Here is an 18,343-nt window from a genome sequence, read left to right on the forward strand (position 1 = left end):
TCTTAATTACTATACATTCTGTTCTTTAGCTAAGCGCTCTTCTAAATACTTATCTAATTTACGTTTTACACGTTGTAATGCATTATCGATTGATTTTATACTACGACCTGTTTCTTCAGCGATGGTTTGGTAAGGTTTACCATCTAAATATGCTAATAAGACTTCCCATTCTAGGTTGCTTAACATTTTTCCCATCATTAATTCAGTATCTTTGAACTGTTCTTGACTAATTAACAATTCTTCTGGATCAGTAATCGCCCTTTCTGAAAGCATATCCATCAAGGTTCGTTCAGATTCCTCTGTATAGATAGGCTTGTTTAAAGATACATATGAGTTAAGCGGCATGTGTTTTTGTCTAGTGGCAGCCTTAACAGCTGTAATCATTTGTCTAACAATACAGATTTCAGCAAAACCATGGAATGAAGCTTGTTTTTCTGGCTTAAAGTCGCGGATAGCTTTATACAATCCAATCATTCCTTCTTGAATAATATCTTCATAATCAGCTCCCATCAGAAAATAGGATCTTGCTTTAGCACGAACAAAATTTTTATACTTGTTTACAATGAAATCAATAGCAGAGTCATCATCTTTTGTTTGTGCAAGTTTAATAAGAGTTTCATCTGTCATAGTCCTATAGTCAGATGTTTCCTTATGTATCGTATCCATAGTATCCTTGTCCTATTAATAAAACAAATATACATACCATTATACTTGATAGTTATTAATTCTGCAACTTTCTATCAAATACATAAAAATATCTCTACGAAGTATCTGTATAGATAAGGTGCTATGAAATATATAGCGTATTCTGCAACATATGATTCGTATCTAAAAAAGAGTAACCAATAATGATAGATACACATCATAAAAATCAAACTGCAATAGATTATTTTAATCCACGACGTATTTTTTCTAATTTTTCTGATATGGAAGTATCTAGTAAAGACCCTAGTTCATTACGTTTGATTTGTATAGCATCTCTTGTATGGTCATTTTTATAATGGTTCCGTTCTTCTTCTTTTGAAAGTTGAACCATTCTCCATAATTCGTGAGCAGGAATACGTAATCCTCCGGAACCTAAGATTTGCGTTTGTTCAGCTCCGTCTGAGGTTACTACATAAATATGTTTATATTGCCCTTTTTCATCAAATACTTTCTTTTCAATATACGAGTCTGCTGTTAATCCCGGTGAAGTATATACTTCAATAAAATCATCTGTAATATATTCTTCTTTAGGCATTGTATGAGCATATTGTCCGTCGTACACTAATATGATAAAGTAACCTTTATACTTTCCATAATTTAGTAATATATCACGTAATTGTAGACGTGCATGCTCCAATGATTCATTGGCTAGTGATTGTAAGTCTATCCAGGAAAAAATGACATTATATCCATCTATAATTAAAATATCCTTATTCATACTAACCTCTGGCGCAACGCTTCATACATGAGAACTGCAGCAGCCACTGATGCATTTAGAGAGTTAATAACACCATTCATGGGAATTCTAATTAGAAAATCACAGGATTCTTTAACAAGACGACTAATTCCTTTTCCCTCATTACCTATAACTAGTACAGTAGGTACTGTCATATCGGCTTCATATAAAGTTTTATCTCCATCCATATGAGCCCCCATCACCCAAAAGCCTTGCTTTTTTAACATGGTAATGGTTTGTACCACATTGCCTACTTGTATGAGAGGGATAGATTCAATGGCACCAGCCGATGTTTTGGCAACCGTAGCATTGATAGGTGCATTATGTCGCTTAGGAATTAGTACCGCTGTGGCACCAACACATTCAGCTGTACGAATAATAGCTCCCATATTGTGAGGATCTTCAATACCATCTGTCAAAATTAGTAGTGGTGCTGTACTTTTAGAGAAACGCTGTAATATATCGCCTAAATCTTGAAATTTGATACTACTAACGAGCGCCACAATTCCTTGATGGGGGATAGTATCAGCATATTTTTGAAGGTGTTTAGCTTTAATTGTTCTAATTTCCACACCTTGTTCTCTAGCTAAGCCTAGTATATCTCTAAAAGCAGAAGAATCTTTGCTGTCATCAATTAATATACGTTGTATAGAACGATTGGCACGCAATGCTTCTCGTATAGCATTTTTTCCTACAATATAATTGTCCACACCTATCTCCTCTCTAACTACAGCGTTTCTAATGTAATGGAAAATGCTGTATCCATGAATGAATTGAGCCGTTCTTTTTGTTTTGTAATGTATAGAAAACCTAATATAGCCTCAAACGCAGTACTAGCTCTATACTCTTGAACGCTACTGCTCTTGGGTACATTAACATGACTATTCCTAGCACGTCTAGCTATGAGTGCTTCAGATTCGTTTAATAAATTAGAAATAGTCGCAAATGATGTAGCTTGTGCTTTGGCATTAATAAAATCAGTAACTAATGCATGTAAAATTTGTACTTTGCTAATAGAAATGCTACATAATTCTACTCGTACATACATGGAATATACTGCATCGCCAATATAGGCTAACATAATAGGATCTACAGTTTTAGCTATATCAATAGGGAGTGATATTTTTTCATACGCACTACGTATTTCTTTTGCTTTTAGGCGTTTAATTGCTTCTTGCCGTAAAAATTGATACTGTTTAAATTTCACGTTTTTTCCACCGTGCTCCTTGTGGAGAATCTTCAATAGTAATGCCTATATCTGACAAGCTATCGCGAATTGTATCGGCTAACTCCCATTGTTTTTTCTCTCTACATGTTTGGCGTATATGCAAGATAACATTCATTAGTTCATCATATTCTTTAGCACCATTACTGTTTTCAGATCCATTCCATGCAGATGATAAGATACCAATGATATCTGTCATGAATTTAAAAATTTCTTTTACAGTAGCTAATGTTTCTTTACATACAGTTCCGTTACTGCTTTGTACAATTTGGTAATAAATATTAATTTCTTTGGCTAAGCCAAACATAGAAGAACTGGCAAGTGCTGTATTAAAGTCATCGCACATAGCTTTTTCAAATTCCTCTTTATAATCGTTAGCTTTATCTAACAATGTAGCTGCTTCTTCAGCACATGGTCCTTCAGGGCAAGATTCTAGATACAGTACATTTTCAATAGCCGTAGTAAATCGTTCTAAGGATTTAATAGCTTCGTCTAGTCGTTCATCACTGAAATCTAAAGGACTTCTATAATGGGTGCTTAATAAGAAATATCGTAATACATCGGGTGTATATTGTTCTAATATATCTTTAACTAGGAAAAAATTATTTAAGGATTTACTCATTTTTTCCTGATTAATTGTAATAAATCCATTATGTAACCAATAACGAACTGATGGATGATGATGAGAACAGCCTTCTGATTGAGCAATTTCATTTTCATGATGTGGGAAAATAAGGTCACTACCACCACCATGGAAATCAAATTCTTCACCTAAGTATTTTTTACTCATAGCAGAACATTCAATATGCCAGCCAGGTCGTCCTTCGCCCCAAGGACTTGTCCAAGAGGGCTCGCCAGGCTTAGCACTTTTCCAAAGCGAAAAATCCATAGGATTATGTTTTCTATCATCAACGTCAATACGGGCACCAGCTTGCATATCTTCCAATGTGCGACCAGATAAATTTCCGTAGTTTTCAAATTTTTCTACACTGTAATATACATCACCATCTAGTTCATAGGCATAGCCATTATCAATTAATGATCTAATCATAGTAATAATATCTTCCATATGTTCTGATACACGTGGATATATGTCAGCTCGTTTTACATGAAGTGCATCCATTACATCAAAATAACTATCAATATAACGATTGGCAATTACACTCCAAGCTACGCCTTCCCCATTCGATGTATTAATAATTTTGTCATCAATATCGGTAAAATTTTGTACCAATGTAACTTTATAGCCTACATGCGTTAAATATCTTCTAATCACATCCCATGTAACAAAGGGGCGAGCATTACCAATGTGAGGGTGGTTATAAGGTGTTACACCACAGACATAAATTTTTGCTTCTCCCTCATGAACAGGTTTAAATAATTCTTTACTTCTTGTCATGGTATTAAATACAGTAATATCTCTCATCGTTACCGATGCCTCCAATTTCTTAACGTATCTATACATAAAAAAAGACCTATCATCTCATACAGAGACGATGGCCCGCGGTTCCACTCTGTTAATTGTAGTACACAATCACTCAAACGCATAACGGACGATACCGTACAATCCTACATATCGGAATGTCAGCTCCTGAAGGCATTTCCTTTATCTATCCGCAAACCCTCTCACCATCAGTTCTCGCTCAGACGTTAGTTTTAAAGTACTTCTTTCAATCATAGCCTTTATGTTTATCAATATACAATAATTATATATTGATAGATATGAGTTGTCAAATTATTTCACTTTTATGTAGATTCATTGGCGGTGTATGTTGATTGCTATGTCTATATAAACCTAAATACTTAGTTACTGTATATGTCATAGAAAGCTCTTTTTTACTAAATGATCCTAATTGTTTTCGTCATTTTAGAGAAGCTGTAGACTTGTATAAATGCATTAGGTGTTGTATTCATTTTATAGACTAGAGAGAATTTTTCCCATGATTCGTTTCTATAGAGAAAAATCAATAGTGTATACAATCATGAACCATATCTACACAAATAAAAATAGTACACCTTATATGTAAGATGTACTATTTTTATAGATACCTATTGCTAGTTTAATAAATCGCTAACATGAGTTAAGCGATTTAGACATGTGTCTTTACCGAGTAATGTGATGATATTATTTAGATCAGGCCCATGCATTTGTCCAGTTAATGCAACACGAATTGGCATAAATACAAATTTACCTTTTAGTTTTGTTTCTTTCATAACCGCTTTAATAGCTGCTTTAACTTCATCTGGTGATAGAATTTCCATAGCGGATAATTTATCATGAAAACTAGTTAATACTGTATTGGCACTTTCTTCTGCTAGTACAGCTAGTAACTCATCTTTGTGCTCTTTTTCAAGTGTTACTGTATTAGTAAAGAAAAGAGCGACGTGTTCGACAATTTGTGCACCAAAACTAATATGATCACGTACAGTAGCACATAACATTGTAAACCAGTCTCGTTGTTCTTCTGTGAGTGTACTAGGCGCATAGCCAGCTTGTTGTAAATGTGGCAAGCATAATTCTAATAATTCGCTATTAGTGAGTTTTTTCATATAGTTAAAGTTAATCCAGTTTAATTTATCAATATCGAATACAGCAGGATTTTTGGCTACATGATCCATAGAAAAAGCCTGTATCAATTCATCTTTGGTGAATAACTCTTGTTCGCCTTCTGGTGACCATCCTAATAGTGCTAAAAAATTTATGAGTGCATCTGGTAAATATCCTAATTGACGATACTGGTCTACTGAGGTTGCACCATGACGTTTAGACATTTTTTTATAATCTTTTCCTAAAATTAATGAAATATGTCCAAATTTAGGTATAGACCAGCCTAATGCTTTATAGATAGCAATTTGACGTGGTGTATTTGACAAGTGTTCTTCTGCACGAATAACATGTGTGATTCCCATTGTATGGTCATCTACTACAACGGCAAAATTATATACAGGCATGCCATCTGATTTTACAATGACAAAATCTCCAATGCCATTAGATTCAAAGGATACGTTACCACGTACCATATCCTCTACAACATAAGTTTCATTTAATGGTACTCGTAAGCGAATAGTAGGTTTACGGCCTTCTTTTTTATACGTTTCAATTTGTTCTTCTGTTAATTGATGACAATGACCATTATATTTAGGAGTTTCCCCCTTGTTCATTTGTTTAGTACGTTCTGCATCTAATTCTTCTTGTGTACAGTAACAATAATATGCTTTTCCTTCAGCTAGTAAACGGTCTACAACGTTTTTGTAGATATCTAATCGTTCTGTTTGACGATAAGGTCCAGCATCACCCCCTACGTCAATTCCTTCATCCCAATCCATTCCTAGCCAACGCAAAGCAGCTTTAATATTTTCTTCACTTTCTTTACTGGAACGTGCTAAATCTGTATCTTCGATGCGGACGAGGAAAGTACCTTGTTCTTTTCTAGCTAAAAGCCAGTTAAATAAGGCAGAACGAGCTCCTCCGATATGAAAAGGGCCTGTAGGGCTGGGAGCAAAACGAACTTTCATTGTACTCATTATAATAATCTCTCCTTGTTATTTTATTTCGTAAATAGAAACTACTGCTTGCGCAGCAATTCCTTCATGACGACCAATAGCACCAAGTTGCTCATTGGTAGTTGCTTTGATACTGATTCGATCTACTGGAATATTCATTATAGTGTGTATATTCAGTTTCATGGCCTCAATATGTGGTTTCAACTTTGGCGCTTCTGCAATTACCATAATATCTATATTATAAGCTTGAAAGCTATGTTCTTTCAATAAAGAAATTACTTTTTTTAGTAGTTTCATACTAGAAATATCTTTAAAGATTTCATCATTGGGTGGGAAATAATAACCAATATCACGTAAACCAGCAGCACCTAATAAAGCATCCATTAATGCATGGATAAGAACATCAGCATCAGAATGACCGTCTGGTCCTATTGGAGAATCAATCAAAACGCCTCCCAATATACAGGGACGACCTTTTTTTAAACGATGTATGTCATAGCCGAATCCAACTCGCATCATAGAGTTTTTCTCACTTTCAAAAATACCTAAATGACTTTTTATAACAGGGATATCATTGGGAGTCGTTAATTTAACATTACGGTAATCACCTGTAATGACTTTAACAGGTGCTCCTAATAATTCAATTAATGATACGTCATCTGTTCCTATATAGTTATGTATTTTGGCATTTCGATGAGCTTTTTTAAACAGATCTTTTTTAAATCCTTGTGGTGTTTGCATATGATATAATTCGTTTCGATTTAATGTTTCTTGTATAAATCCTTTTTCATCGATCCGTTTAATTGTATCAATAGCAGGAATAGCTGCTACAGCAGCACCATATTGTCTGGCAGATATAGCAACATCATTAAATAATTTTGTCTTTGCAACTGGTCTGGCACCATCATGGACAAGAACGATATCAGTAGTATCCATTACTTTAGAAAGTCCTGCTCGTACTGAATCTTGACGTTCCGTTCCGCCTGCAACATACTCTATTATGTAAGGAACTTTTCGATGCAATGTATGCGTTACATAATTTTGAAAATTATGTGACTCACGTTTTAACCGATCTAACTCATGAGTAGCCCCGACAATAATTACTTGTGCTATATCATCTACATCTAACAGATGAAATAAGTCCCATTGTAATACTGATAAAGGCCCCAAGGAAAGAAACACTTTATTCTCTTTTGCTTTCATACGGCGGGCTGACCCTGCCGCTAATAGAATACAACTTATCATAATTATCCTTCATATTTTAATTATTACTATCTTTTTGTCCATCAACACGAGCAAATATCATTTTTCCCGCATTAGTCTGTAAAATAGAGGTTACCATTACATCGATGCTCTGGTGAATATAGGGACCACCATCTTCAATGACAATCATAGTTCCGTCATCTAAATAAGCAATACCTTGATTATCTTCTTTCCCAGCCTTAATAATATCAACGCGAATCCATTCACCAGATACTAAGCTTGATTTCATTGCATTAGCTAGTTCATTTAGATTTAATACGTGTATCCCTTGTAGACTAGCAACTTTATTCAAGTTAAAATCCGTTGTCAATAATTTTAAGTGTTTATCCAAGGCAAGACGCATTAATTTGGTATCTACTTCCTGAATTTCTGGATAATCATCATTAATAATTATAATATCTATGATATTTAATTCCTGCATTTCTCGAAGCATATCTAACCCACGACGTCCTCTTGTGCGCTTTAGAGAATCTGAAGAATCAGCAATCAGTTGTAACTCTTCTAAAACAAATACAGGAATTACTAATGGACCTTCTATAAATCCAGTCTTACATAATTCTTTAATGCGTCCATCAATGATAACAGATGTATCTATTAATTTTGCTACTGTTTGTGCAGTAAATCGTTTTTTGGCACTACCTTTCAGTAATTCATCTGTTACTGTAAGTTCTCTTGTTTTGTGGGCATTTTTGTTTTCAATCCATGTTGAATATAGAGTTGGCCCTTTTTGTACCATTAATTTTACACCTAAATATCCTAAAATAGCACTTAGCACTATAGGTATATAAGGTCCTACAAATGGAACGCGATAAAAAGCGACACCAATTAAGTTAGCAATAATAAGTCCAAATAATAATCCAATGGCGCCGGCAATAAGGTCTTTACTAGGAATACGTGATAAGATTCGTTCTAGTATTTTCGATATATGTAAGCCTTGTAATAAAATAGAAGCTGATACTATATAGCCGATAATACCCCCAATAACACCGCCTAATAGGATAGCGATAATTTTAACAGCGGAAACGCCTAAAATGCCAAAATTTAAAAATTTCATAGCAATTATAGGTGATAACATAGGCATAACACTATCAACAACCATAAATCCCATAATGCCAATTAAAATGGCAATTACATATCGTAATAAGTTGAATAACATAACCTCACCCCCTTTCATGGATACTATATTTTATATTATACTCTACGAAGTAAATACTAAGTGCATTGCTTCTTGAATCGTTTTTACGCCACGAATGGCAATGCCAGAAGTATCTGTTACTTGCGCCATATTACCATTTGGTATAATGAATCGTTTAAATCCTAATTTTTTTGCTTCCCCTATGCGTTGTTCAATGCGAGGAATACTTCTTACATTACCAGTTAGTCCAACTTCACCTAAAATAATCATATCTGATGGAACTGAACGATTTTTTAAATTGGATACGATAGCAACAGCAATTGACAAATCACAGGCAGGTTCATTTACTTTAAGACCGCCAATAACATTGACATATACGTCTTTATTACTGAGTGTACAGCCACACCGTTTTTCTAATACAGCTAGTAGTACAATGAGACGATTTAAATCATAGCCGATAGAAGTGCGACGAGGCATTCCAAATGCAGTAGCTACTACTAAACTTTGTACCTCTACTAATAAAGGCCTAAGACCCTCTAAATAGATCATAACTGCAGAGCCATTTTCTTCGTCAGATCGTTCGGCTAATAAAGAAATGGATGGATCTTTTAGTTCTTCAAGACCTGATTCTTTCATGGCAAAAATACCTGTTTCAGAGGTAGACCCAAAACGATTTTTTATAGACCGTAAAATTCTAAATTGATAAGAGCGCTCGCCTTCAAAATAAAGAACTACATCCACCATATGTTCTAACATGCGTGGCCCTGCAATATTACCATCTTTGGTTACATGACCAATGATGATAATAGGTATATTCTCTTCCTTAGCAAATCGTAGTAATCGTGCGGTGCATTCGCGCACTTGGCTAACGCTTCCAGGTGCTGCATCAATGGTATCGCAAAACATAGTTTGAATAGAGTCAATAATAATGCAGGCTGGGTGCACCACTAGTGCTTGTGATAAAATATAGTCTAAATTAATATCCGCTAATACATGTAACGTAGTATTATTAATTCCTAGCCGCTCAGCACGTACCTTTAATTGTAGCTGCGACTCCTCTCCAGAAGCATATAGAACAATACCTTTCGTGGAGGCTATATGTGCAGACACTTGTAATAATAAAGTAGATTTTCCAATACCTGGATCTCCTCCGAGTAATATAAGTGAGCCTGGTACAATGCCACCACCTAGTACGCGATCTACTTCTATGAGCGTTGTTGAAATACGTTTTATATCCGTTACTTCAATTGTATTGATCGGTGTAGGTTTATTATTAGATTCGCTTACAGTAGAATTTTTTTGATTTTTTAGTGGCGTATCATACATTACTTCTTCCACTAGTGTATTCCACTGTCCACATTGTGGGCATCGCCCCATCCATTTAGGACTTTCTGCACCACATTCATTACAAAAGAATACAGTCTTTTTCTTTCCTAATTTTGCCATATGGCCTTACACAACCTCCTGTAAAGTAGAAAGCATTGTTTTGTATAATGCACGTACTGCTTGATTTCTTCGATCAGAACGCGTTGTTTCAATAAGACTAGTAAATGCGTCATGCATAAGCATTGCTTCTCGATGCGTCATACCTTTTGATTGTATCAATGTATATAATTCTTTATCAATATCATCTATTTCAATAAGTCGTTCCTGGTATAATTGTGTTTGTAAATCTTGTTGATACACTTCCTGGTTATTCATAGGTGCAGGAAGGTTTTTGTCAAGTTCAATAGGAATACGAGTAATACGAATATACCCTCCTAAGCCACGTCTTGATTCTACAATAAATCCTTTTTCATTAGAAAATCGAGTGCTCAATACATAACTAATCTGTGAAGGAGCACATTCTAATTTATCAGCCAATTCATTGCGTCGTAATATATTTTGTTCAGGATCTTCTGTTATTTTATCGAGTATAAATTGTTCAATTTTATCTGCCAAAATACTCATATCTATCACCTAACCTTAGAAAAAACTATTTTTGACTTTTTGTCTTTTATACTTAAAGTATAGGTAACTTAGTAATAAATGTCAACTCTATACAATCTTAAGACTATATATTTTACTTTTACCCAATATATGGTATGATAATGAGTACCAATATACTATGTATATAGTTTATATAATTAAAGTATGTTACGATATGTCAATTATTATAGTTATAAAATCTATTTGAAAGGATGATATATCCGTGTCAGAAGCATTAGGACAGCACTTATTGATTGATTTTTATGCCTGTTTAGGCGAATCCGTATCATCTCCTATTTTATTACAAGAGAGCTTAGCTACCGCTATGGAAGTTGCTAATCAACATATTGATGAAATAAGTTGTCAAGTAATGGATGATGAAATTGTATTGATTGCTATTGCACCTCATTTTCACGTTTGTCTTCATACCTATCCAGAATTAGGGTATGTAGCAGTAGATATTTATGAATTTAATAACACCGTACCTGCTACGCTATTAATGAAAGAATTAAAACGTGCATTTCATGCAGAAAAAGTAAAAGCTACTAGCATTCGTCGAGCTGATTTCGGTTCAGAACGAGATATGAAGCCTCGTCGTCGTACTACATTGACTGCATTAGGACGAGTTAATCGCACACGCATTCAAATTAAACAAACAGGGACAAAATTAAAATCAACCGGTACGAAAGTATTTAAAGCCATTACAAAGCAAAATAAAAAAAGACAGTAGATTATTTCATCTACTGTCTTTTTTTATTTTAGGTGTAATCATTTTCCAAAATAACATCTAATACATCTAACGGTGTATCACATAGATATGTAGCATTTGCTTTTTTTAATTCTTCTAATGTACCATATCCATATAATACACCAATCCCTTTGCAGTCGTATTCTTTAGCTGCATGCATATCATACATACGATCACCAACCATATATTGAACGGTATAATTAGAATTAGATGGTAATAACTGATATGAGGCCTCTAATGCTGCATGCAAAATTCCATCTTTTCGAATAATACCTGTGTTATAATTAGCACCTTTAATCACATGAAAATATGATGCTAATTGAAAATGTTCTAATATTTCTCTGGCTTGTTCTTCTGGCTTAGCCGTTGCAACAGCCAGTATATAATTTTTCTTTCGTAAGGTAGATAACACATAAGGAATATCTTGATACACTTTATTTTCAAATTTTCCAATTGATACATATCGTTTTCTAAATGCTTGATAATATATATGTGCTTCTGTATCATCCATATGACAATGCTCTTTAAATGAATCGACAATAGGAGGTCCAATAAATAAATTTAAAATGTCATTAGTAGGAATTGGTAAATCTCCACTTTCTAGAGCTGATTTTATAGAGTTCTTTATGCCCTCTGCGGAATCAGTTAATGTGCCATCTAAATCAAATACAACTAACTTCATGTCCTTACTCCTTACTAGTAAATAAAGGTAATAAATAACCATAGCCTTCTTCTTCTAACTTATCCAAAGGAATAAATCGTAAAGCAGCCCCATTAATACAATATCGTTTACCACCTAATTCAGAGGGACCATCATCAAATACATGACCTAAATGTGCATTACCTACTCTGCTTTTTACTTCTGTACGAACCATGTTATGTGATGTATCACGTGAATAAATAACTACATCATTACTAATGCTTTTAGAAAAACTAGGCCAGCCACAATGACTATCAAATTTATCATTTGAAGAAAATAGAGGTTCTCCTGTTGTAATATCTACATAGATGCCTGGTAACATATTTTGATAATATTCACTAGAAAATGGTGGTTCGGTTCCATTTTCTTGTGTTACATAATAGGACCAATTAGGTAAAGTGTCTTTCAGTGTAGTTATATCAGGACATGTATATTCATCTTTGATAATCAATGGTTCATTCATAATAGTTTGTGGAATATGGCAATAGCCATGAGGGTTTGCTGCCAAGTATGATTGATGATAGTCTTCTGCCTTATAAAAGTTTTCTAGGGGAGCCACTTCGACAACAATAGGATCTTTATATAGAGAACTTATATGTGAACACATGGCTGTAATTGTATCAACATCCTTTTGATCTATATAATAAATACCTGTTCTATATTGACTTCCTATATCATTACCTTGTCGATTTATACTAGTGGGATCAATAATTCGAAAGTAATAATGTAATAAACGATATAAACTAATATGGGATGGGTTATAGATTACCTTTACAGTTTCTGCAAATCCCGTTGTATCTGTGCAAACTTCCTCATACGTAGGATGATTAGTTATGCCATTTGCATAGCCAACCTCGGTTTCTATAACACCATATATACGTTGTATATATGCTTCTACACCCCAAAAGCATCCTCCAGCTAAATAGATGATACGATTATCATTTGCTGTATCTATTTTTTTCATTCTACTCATGGTATCCTCCTAATTTATATGATGTTACTATTATACTGGTTTTAATTGGGTTAGCATAGACTCTAAGTAATAACTATGATACACTATATATAGATAAATTTAGAAATAATAAAAAATATGAAAGAAATATTATGAAATCTACTACAACTATAAATTACTGTCTTAGAGATACTCATACTAAAATATGCACTTGTCGTGGCATCACTACGTATACGATAAAAAAAGCTATCAATCAAGGCGCATGTACAATGAAACAAATTCAATCACAAACTGGTGCTACGTTAGGAATGTGTAAAGGTAAATATTGTGCCGCTAAGATTGTAGCGTTACTAAAAGAAGCTAATGTACTTCCCTATCAAATAAAAGACAGTGAGGAATATGATTCAAATAATACACCATAGTGAGTTCTTAGATGTATATGAAAGCAGACTCTAATTATTTAATCTACAATCGTATATTTTTAGATTTTTTAGTTTTCGTATAGATTACTCTTTGTGAGGGGAAATTTCTTATACAAACATCACCCACCTTATCTATACTAGATGTACTTAATTGTATGATAGAAATAAGGAAGGAAATTAGAATAATAAGTATTTATTTAATATAATATAGGAGACTATAATGGATTTTGAAACACAAACTATTCCAGACAGTATTTTAGACAAGTATACAAAAGTTTGTACTTGTCGGAGTATTAGTCGTAAAACATTAAAAGAAGCCATTCATAATGGTTGCACATCAATTCCACAAATTAAAGAACAAACACGTGCTATGACGGGTTCTTGCAAAGGTAAAAATTGTGCTAGTAAAATTGTTGCTTTGCTGAAAGAAATGGATGCATTATAACTATATTTTTATTTATTAAGCAATAAACCTGTAAAAATTTATTTTATCATATATGATATACTGCTCTAAAAATAGTACCTCTCTGTATCAATACAGAAAGGTACTATTTTTTATCCATATCATAATTTCATAGAAATCTATTACTATATTTCGCCAATTTGATTACATACATGGAGTGATATTCGTATTCTTAATGGTTATAAAATACCAATGAAAATAATCTTCTATCTCCCGTTTATTAGATAGTCAGCGAGAATGGTACATATTATTTTGAATCTTTTTTATGTATATTATAAAAATAGAGAAAAGTCGAACGAATAGCCTTAACTTTTCTCTATTGTATGAAAGTCACATTTTTTGATAATGCTTTATACCCTTATTATTTTATCAATGCTTCTTTTAATGTATGCCATGCAAGTACAGCACATTTAACCCTGGCTGGCATATTAGAAATATTTTTTAATGCGATTGCATCTTCTAATTCTTCTAATTTTTCATCATCAGTTACGTCTTTTTTTATCATTCCTAAGAATAACTCAACTAAACGTAATGCTTCTTCTACGGATTTACCTTTGATAATATCAATCATCATAGAGGCAGAAGCTTGGCTAATAGCACATCCAGAGCCTGTATAAGCGGCATCTTTTATCATGCCATCTTCTATTTTCACTTGTAATGTTAAATCATCACCACAACTTGGATTATGGCCATGTTCAGATACGGTAAATTCATTTAATTCATGCTTATTACGTTTATCTTGATTATGTTCCAAAATTAGTTCAGTATATAATTGATCCATTTCCATATGGCATAACTCCTAATCCTTAAATCCCATAGTAGATCTAACTTTAGTCAAGGCTAATAAAAAGGCATCTAAATCTTCTTTCCTAGTATAAATATACATACTAAGTCGACTAGAAGCAGGTATATGATAAAAGGCCCCTAATGGTTGTGCACAGTGATGACCAGAACGAATAGCAATGCCAAAACTATCCATAATAGTAGCTACATCATGAGGATGTACATCATCAACTGTAAAGGCAATAACGCCATGTTTTTCTTTAGGATTTTTTGAGCCTAATACATTAATATGCGGTATTTCTAACATTTTAGGTAATACATAGGCTACTAATGACTCTTCATACGCCTCGATTGCATCCATACCAAAACTTTCTAAGTAATCGATAGCCGCATGTAATGTTACTGCCCCATGGGCATTGGGTGTACCAGCTTCAAATTTATAGGGTAATTCATTGAATGTAGTCGATTGTTCTTTTACATATTCAATCATATCCCCACCTAATAAAAATGGTGGCATCGATTCTAATAAATGGCGTTTTCCATATAAAACACCAATCCCTTGAGAGGCACACATTTTATGTCCAGAGAATACAAAAAAGTCACAATCTAAATTTTGTACATCAATTTTCATATGTGGCGTTGATTGAGCACCATCAAGAACAACAACAGCGCCTACTTCATGGGCACGTTTTATTAAATCTCTATAAGGAAACTCCATGCCTAATACATTACTTACGTGAGCAAAGGCAACAATTTTAGTGTGACTATCAATTTTATTAATTTCTCCATCACCTAGATGACCAGATTCATCTAAATACATATATTCTAAAATTGCACCAGTCTGATGTGCTACGTATTGCCAAGTTACTAGATTCGCATGATGTTCTGCTATAGTGATGACGATTTTATCGCCTTTTGTTAAATTATTTACGCCATAACTATGAGCAATAAGATTCATGCTTTCTGTGCTATTGCGAGTAAATATAATTTCTTCACGGTGTTTAGCATTAATAAATTGTTGTACGCGGTTTCGTGCATTCTCGTAGGCTTCGGAAGCTTCCACTGCTAATATGTGAGATCCACGATGAGGATTCCCGTTATGCATCGACATATGTTCGATTAAGGCATCCATCACAGGTTGTGGAATTTGTGTTGTTGCACCACTATCCAAATAAATTATGGGCTTTCCATTATGTTTTCTTTTTAAAATGGGAAAATCTTTATATGCGTCTGCAATCGAATTCATACTACCCCTTCTTATATCTTCTTACGTACAGCTTCTAATGCTGCTTCTTCAATTAGTTTATCTCCGATACGATCAATAACAGGTCGAATCATAGACTCAACAATAATATGTTTTGCTTCATTTTCACTAAAACCACGACTCATCAAATAAAATAATTTACTTTGATCAATTTGTCCGGCGCTAGCAGCATGGTTACCTACTACATTGTCTTCTTTACATAATAATAATGGTAAGGATACTGATTTTACCGTTGGATCTAATAGTAAGCATGTATCTTCTTCAGCACCTTCAGCAGCCACACTACCACGAAGAAAATCCAAGGTTCCACGGAATGATTTTTTTGATGTATCCCGCAAGGCACCTAATGTATGAATATCACTATAGGTAGCTTTACCAATATGAGTCATTAACATAGAAATATCAAACTTTTGAGATTCATTACCTATATAAGCAAGATCATGAATTAATGAAGCTTCCTTACCAGATAAATCATTATCAAATGAATAATAATTTTCTTGACCACCGACTTCAATGTTTATAAACTTTACATCGCATTGTTCGCCATAATTAGTATAGCGATGTTCAAAGTGTTGTACATTATCACCTAATAGTTGGACTTTTTTTATAGTTACTTTAGCTTGAGATCCTGCATATAACTCAGTAAATAACTGCAAATGTGATGGTTCTTCTGTGTTTCCGTGCAAATAGTATGTGACAGTTAATTCAGCACCTTCGTCCACATGTAATTGTATACGTGTACGAGACGCATTACCTTTGCCAGACACAGCAATATCAATTTGAATAGATTCTTTATGATTAGCTGGTACATGTACCGTATATCCTTCAAAAAAGTGATTAGCTACAGCGTCTAATACATGTGCATTAACGCCTGTATAGGTATCCTTTAATAGAGATTGATCAGCTAATGGTGTGATTATATCCTTATTAGCAGTTATAGTTACTACACCAGAATTAATATCATTACCCCATACACAACCTTCAGTATGATTAACTTGTAACCATCGGAAAGTTGGTCTAGGCACTTCATTAAACAATAATGTGTTGTTCATCATTACCTCCTAACCGATAGAGCCTTCAAGCTCTAAAGTAATCAAGTTATTCATTTCTACTGCATATTCTAATGGCAATTCTTTAGATATAGGTTCTACAAAGCCACGAACTAGCATAGCACGTGCTTCTTCTTCACTAATACCACGAGTCATTAAGTAGAAAATAGCTTCATCGGAAATACGGCCAATTTTAGCTTCATGTCCTAAATCTACATTATCATTCTCTACAATAATAGTTGGAATTGTATCGGATTGTGAAATTTCATCTAACATTAGTGATTCACAGGATACAGTAGATTTTGAATGTACTGCATTAGCGGCTATTTTAGTTAAACCACGATAAATAGCTGCACCACCACTCTTAGAAATAGATTTAGAATTTACATTACTTGTTGTGTAAGGAGCAGCGTGAACTACTTTACAACCGGTATCTAAGAATTGGCCTTCTCCGGCAAAGGTAACGCCAGTAAATTCACAATGGGCCCCTTCACCTTTTAGAATACTCATAGGATATAAACATGATACATGGGAACCGAAGGAACCAGATACCCATTCAATTGTACCATTTTTGCCAACGGAACAGCGTTTAGTGTTCAAATTGTACATATTTTTGGACCAGTTTTCAATAGTTGAATAGCGTAAGGATGCGTTATCTTTTACAAATAATTCAACCGCACCAGCATGTAAGTTGGCCACATTGTATTTAGGTGCAGAACAACCTTCGATAAAGTGAGCTTTAGCCCCTTCCTCAATAATAATCATCGTGTGCTCAAATTGACCAGCTCCAGGTGCATTTAAGCGGAAATATGATTGTAATGGAATTTCTACTTCTACACCAGCTGGCACATAGACAAAGGATCCACCAGACCAAACGGCGCCATGTAAAGCGGCAAATTTATGATCAGTTGGAGGGATTAAAGTCATCCAGTATTTTTTTACAATATCTTCATAGTCGTGTAATGCTGTTTCAATATCAGTATATACAACACCTTGCTTTACTAAATCTTCTTGAATACTATGATAGACAACTTCTGAGTCATATTGAGCACCAACACCAGCTAGTGATGTTTTTTCAGCTTCAGGTATACCTAATCGATCAAAGGTACTCTTTATATCTTCTGGTACATCATTCCAATTCCCTTTCATATCCACTTTAGGCTTTACATAGGTAATAATACTGTCCATGTTTAATCCACTTATATCTGGCATCCAATTGGGGATATCTAGGGAGTGATAAATTTTTAAAGATTCTAATCTTTTTTCTAACATCCACTCTGGTTCATTTTTATTGGACCAGATTTCGCGGATGATATCTTCAGTTAATCCTGCATCAGATTTAAAAGAGTAATCGAAGTCATTTTTTATGTCGTAAACGCCACGATCCATTTCTTCAATCTGTGTTTTCTTTCTTATTTCTTCCATC

General features: G+C 34.1%; 19 protein-coding genes and 1 other annotated feature. Of the genes, 3 read left to right on the forward strand and 16 right to left on the reverse strand.

Annotation, left to right across the window (positions count from 1 at the left end; genetic code table 11):
* Positions 1 to 9: 9 nt before the first annotated feature.
* From sigH to K357_RS0101145, 10 genes are all read right to left on the reverse strand, one after another.
* Positions 10 to 666 (reverse strand): RNA polymerase sporulation sigma factor SigH, encoded by a 657-nt coding sequence (sigH, locus tag K357_RS0101100; protein WP_028257062.1) that lies wholly within the window; start codon positions 664 to 666, stop codon positions 10 to 12.
* Between the two features lie 220 nt (positions 667 to 886).
* On the reverse strand, positions 887 to 1,423 hold the full coding sequence (locus K357_RS0101105; RefSeq protein WP_028257063.1) for an NYN domain-containing protein: 537 nt from the start codon (positions 1,421 to 1,423) through the stop codon (positions 887 to 889).
* Positions 1,420 to 2,151 (reverse strand): 23S rRNA (guanosine(2251)-2'-O)-methyltransferase RlmB, encoded by a 732-nt coding sequence (gene rlmB, locus K357_RS0101110; protein ID WP_028257064.1) that lies wholly within the window; start codon positions 2,149 to 2,151, stop codon positions 1,420 to 1,422. The genes K357_RS0101105 and rlmB overlap by 4 nt, the downstream gene beginning before the upstream one ends.
* A 17-nt stretch (positions 2,152 to 2,168) precedes the next feature.
* On the reverse strand, positions 2,169 to 2,648 hold the full coding sequence (locus tag K357_RS0101115) for a Mini-ribonuclease 3 (protein ID WP_028257065.1): 480 nt from the start codon (positions 2,646 to 2,648) through the stop codon (positions 2,169 to 2,171).
* Positions 2,638 to 4,092 (reverse strand): cysteine--tRNA ligase, encoded by a 1,455-nt coding sequence (gene cysS / locus K357_RS0101120; RefSeq protein ID WP_028257066.1) that lies wholly within the window; start codon positions 4,090 to 4,092, stop codon positions 2,638 to 2,640. Before cysS ends, K357_RS0101115 begins: the two co-directional genes overlap by 11 nt.
* 60 nt (positions 4,093 to 4,152) lie before the next feature.
* Positions 4,153 to 4,353: a binding site (T-box leader), on the reverse strand.
* Between the two features lie 368 nt (positions 4,354 to 4,721).
* Positions 4,722 to 6,191 carry a glutamate--tRNA ligase gene (gltX, locus tag K357_RS0101125; protein WP_028257067.1) on the reverse strand — a complete coding sequence of 490 codons (1,470 nt, stop codon included), beginning with the start codon at positions 6,189 to 6,191 and terminating at the stop codon, positions 4,722 to 4,724.
* Between the two features lie 18 nt (positions 6,192 to 6,209).
* Positions 6,210 to 7,415 (reverse strand): 2-C-methyl-D-erythritol 4-phosphate cytidylyltransferase, encoded by a 1,206-nt coding sequence (ispD, locus tag K357_RS0101130; protein WP_028257068.1) that lies wholly within the window; start codon positions 7,413 to 7,415, stop codon positions 6,210 to 6,212.
* Positions 7,416 to 7,431: 16 nt separating this feature from the next.
* Positions 7,432 to 8,589, reverse strand: a complete 1,158-nt coding sequence (locus tag K357_RS0101135; RefSeq protein WP_028257069.1) for a PIN/TRAM domain-containing protein — start codon at positions 8,587 to 8,589, stop codon at positions 7,432 to 7,434.
* A gap of 42 nt (positions 8,590 to 8,631) precedes the next feature.
* Complete coding sequence (gene radA, locus K357_RS0101140; RefSeq protein ID WP_028257070.1) at positions 8,632 to 10,014, reverse strand: DNA repair protein RadA; 1,383 nt, start codon at positions 10,012 to 10,014, stop codon at positions 8,632 to 8,634.
* A gap of 6 nt (positions 10,015 to 10,020) precedes the next feature.
* A complete protein-coding gene (locus K357_RS0101145) occupies positions 10,021 to 10,518 on the reverse strand; it encodes a CtsR family transcriptional regulator (RefSeq protein ID WP_028257071.1) in 498 nt (165 codons plus the stop codon).
* Positions 10,519 to 10,759: 241 nt separating this feature from the next.
* Here K357_RS0101145 and K357_RS0101150 point away from each other — a divergent pair, with 241 nt between their 5' ends.
* Positions 10,760 to 11,266 carry an S-adenosylmethionine decarboxylase family protein gene (locus K357_RS0101150; protein ID WP_028257072.1) on the forward strand — a complete coding sequence of 169 codons (507 nt, stop codon included), beginning with the start codon at positions 10,760 to 10,762 and terminating at the stop codon, positions 11,264 to 11,266.
* Between the two features lie 28 nt (positions 11,267 to 11,294).
* Here the strand turns inward: K357_RS0101150 and K357_RS0101155 are convergent, their stop codons facing one another.
* Both K357_RS0101155 and msrB read right to left on the reverse strand, forming a co-directional pair.
* Positions 11,295 to 11,966, reverse strand: a complete 672-nt coding sequence (locus tag K357_RS0101155) for an HAD hydrolase-like protein (protein ID WP_028257073.1) — start codon at positions 11,964 to 11,966, stop codon at positions 11,295 to 11,297.
* 4 nt (positions 11,967 to 11,970) lie between these two features.
* The gene (msrB, locus tag K357_RS08500) at positions 11,971 to 12,957 is read right to left on the reverse strand and encodes a peptide-methionine (R)-S-oxide reductase MsrB (RefSeq protein WP_071838021.1); all 987 of its coding nucleotides are present in this window, start codon (positions 12,955 to 12,957) and stop codon (positions 11,971 to 11,973) included.
* Between the two features lie 131 nt (positions 12,958 to 13,088).
* Here msrB and K357_RS08505 point away from each other — a divergent pair, with 131 nt between their 5' ends.
* Positions 13,089 to 13,358, forward strand: coding sequence for a (2Fe-2S)-binding protein (locus tag K357_RS08505; RefSeq protein ID WP_051211951.1), 270 nt, complete (start codon positions 13,089 to 13,091; stop codon positions 13,356 to 13,358).
* Between the two features lie 220 nt (positions 13,359 to 13,578).
* A complete protein-coding gene (locus K357_RS0101170; RefSeq protein ID WP_028257074.1) occupies positions 13,579 to 13,803 on the forward strand; it encodes a (2Fe-2S)-binding protein in 225 nt (74 codons plus the stop codon).
* Positions 13,804 to 14,182: 379 nt separating this feature from the next.
* Here the strand turns inward: K357_RS0101170 and sufU are convergent, their stop codons facing one another.
* Genes sufU through sufB form a run of 4 tightly spaced genes read right to left on the reverse strand, consistent with a single transcriptional unit; the run spans position 14,183 to position 18,342 of the window.
* Positions 14,183 to 14,608 (reverse strand): Fe-S cluster assembly sulfur transfer protein SufU, encoded by a 426-nt coding sequence (gene sufU, locus K357_RS0101175; RefSeq protein WP_028257075.1) that lies wholly within the window; start codon positions 14,606 to 14,608, stop codon positions 14,183 to 14,185.
* Positions 14,609 to 14,620: 12 nt separating this feature from the next.
* A complete protein-coding gene (locus K357_RS0101180; protein ID WP_028257076.1) occupies positions 14,621 to 15,850 on the reverse strand; it encodes a SufS family cysteine desulfurase in 1,230 nt (409 codons plus the stop codon).
* Positions 15,851 to 15,861: 11 nt separating this feature from the next.
* A complete protein-coding gene (locus K357_RS0101185; protein WP_028257077.1) occupies positions 15,862 to 16,920 on the reverse strand; it encodes a SufB/SufD family protein in 1,059 nt (352 codons plus the stop codon).
* Positions 16,921 to 16,929: 9 nt separating this feature from the next.
* Positions 16,930 to 18,342, reverse strand: a complete 1,413-nt coding sequence (gene sufB, locus K357_RS0101190) for a Fe-S cluster assembly protein SufB (protein ID WP_028257078.1) — start codon at positions 18,340 to 18,342, stop codon at positions 16,930 to 16,932.
* Position 18,343 lies beyond the last annotated feature (1 nt).

It is taken from the genome of Veillonella montpellierensis DSM 17217 (assembly GCF_000426745.1).
In the GTDB taxonomy this organism is placed as follows: Bacteria; Bacillota; Negativicutes; order Veillonellales; family Veillonellaceae; genus Veillonella; species Veillonella montpellierensis.

What these genes read in the sequence shown, in the direction of transcription:
- sigH (WP_028257062.1), bottom strand. Translation starts at nt 666, where the DNA reads ATGGATACGATACATAAGGAAACATCTGACTATAGGACTATGACAGAT.
- K357_RS0101105 (WP_028257063.1), bottom strand. Translation starts at nt 1,423, where the DNA reads ATGAATAAGGATATTTTAATTATAGATGGATATAATGTCATTTTTTCC.
- cysS (WP_028257066.1), bottom strand. Translation starts at nt 4,092, where the DNA reads ATGAGAGATATTACTGTATTTAATACCATGACAAGAAGTAAAGAATTA.
- gltX (WP_028257067.1), bottom strand. Translation starts at nt 6,191, where the DNA reads ATGAGTACAATGAAAGTTCGTTTTGCTCCCAGCCCTACAGGCCCTTTT.
- ispD (WP_028257068.1), bottom strand. Translation starts at nt 7,415, where the DNA reads ATGATAAGTTGTATTCTATTAGCGGCAGGGTCAGCCCGCCGTATGAAA.
- K357_RS0101135 (WP_028257069.1), bottom strand. Translation starts at nt 8,589, where the DNA reads ATGTTATTCAACTTATTACGATATGTAATTGCCATTTTAATTGGCATT.
- radA (WP_028257070.1), bottom strand. Translation starts at nt 10,014, where the DNA reads ATGGCAAAATTAGGAAAGAAAAAGACTGTATTCTTTTGTAATGAATGT.
- K357_RS0101145 (WP_028257071.1), bottom strand. Translation starts at nt 10,518, where the DNA reads ATGAGTATTTTGGCAGATAAAATTGAACAATTTATACTCGATAAAATA.
- K357_RS0101155 (WP_028257073.1), bottom strand. Translation starts at nt 11,966, where the DNA reads ATGAAGTTAGTTGTATTTGATTTAGATGGCACATTAACTGATTCCGCA.
- msrB (WP_071838021.1), bottom strand. Translation starts at nt 12,957, where the DNA reads ATGAGTAGAATGAAAAAAATAGATACAGCAAATGATAATCGTATCATC.
- K357_RS08505 (WP_051211951.1), top strand. Translation starts at nt 13,089, where the DNA reads ATGAAATCTACTACAACTATAAATTACTGTCTTAGAGATACTCATACT.
- K357_RS0101170 (WP_028257074.1), top strand. Translation starts at nt 13,579, where the DNA reads ATGGATTTTGAAACACAAACTATTCCAGACAGTATTTTAGACAAGTAT.
- sufU (WP_028257075.1), bottom strand. Translation starts at nt 14,608, where the DNA reads ATGGAAATGGATCAATTATATACTGAACTAATTTTGGAACATAATCAA.
- K357_RS0101180 (WP_028257076.1), bottom strand. Translation starts at nt 15,850, where the DNA reads ATGAATTCGATTGCAGACGCATATAAAGATTTTCCCATTTTAAAAAGA.
- K357_RS0101185 (WP_028257077.1), bottom strand. Translation starts at nt 16,920, where the DNA reads ATGAACAACACATTATTGTTTAATGAAGTGCCTAGACCAACTTTCCGA.
- sufB (WP_028257078.1), bottom strand. Translation starts at nt 18,342, where the DNA reads ATGGAAGAAATAAGAAAGAAAACACAGATTGAAGAAATGGATCGTGGC.